Annotated in this window: 1 protein-coding gene; it reads left to right on the top strand. The window is 48.1% G+C overall.

Annotated elements, in window-relative coordinates; genetic code table 11:
- Positions 1–254, top strand: a 254-nt coding sequence (locus D4A39_RS18055; protein ID WP_233552527.1) for a hypothetical protein, incomplete at its 5' end; no start/stop codon positions are given.
- Between the last annotated feature and the right edge of the window lie 259 nt (positions 255–513).

Below are 513 nucleotides of genomic sequence, written 5' to 3'. Positions count from 1 at the left end.
CAAAAACGAAGGAGGACTTTTTTCATTTTGAGGCCGTCTGGATCCCCGAAATCGCACCAGAACCCTTCCATCGCCGTTTCTCGATCTCGATCGTCAATCTTTTGAAATCGCGTGATGGGAATAAAACGCTCGTAACTCTCTCGTTCTGTGTCAGAATGGGTCGATTTAGGATTCGTTGGAAAGGTGAGTCAGTGCCCCTCGAAATTCCTTTAGGAACCGTCGCATTCCGGCACCGTCTGGGCCTCCAAAAGTAGGGCGAAAGAAAATGGTCTGGACTTTTTTTCACAGCACCTGTTCCCACGAAAACCCTCATTACTCTCTCACCGGAGGTCGGATTTGGACGGTTTTAGGCTTTTTGGAAAGGTAACTGGACGAGCTTCAAAAACGAAGGAGGACTTTTTTCATTTTGAGGCCGTCTGGATCCCCGAAATCGCACCAGAACCCTTCCATCGCCGTTTCTCGATCTCGATCGTCAATCTTTTGAAATCGCGTGATGGGAATAAAACGCTCGTA

It is taken from the genome of Alcanivorax profundi (genome assembly GCF_003597125.1).
Lineage (GTDB): Bacteria > Pseudomonadota > Gammaproteobacteria > Pseudomonadales > Alcanivoracaceae > Alcanivorax > Alcanivorax profundi.
Note: the sequence above shows the minus strand (reverse complement) of the source record. Positions and strands in the feature narration are given on the sequence as shown.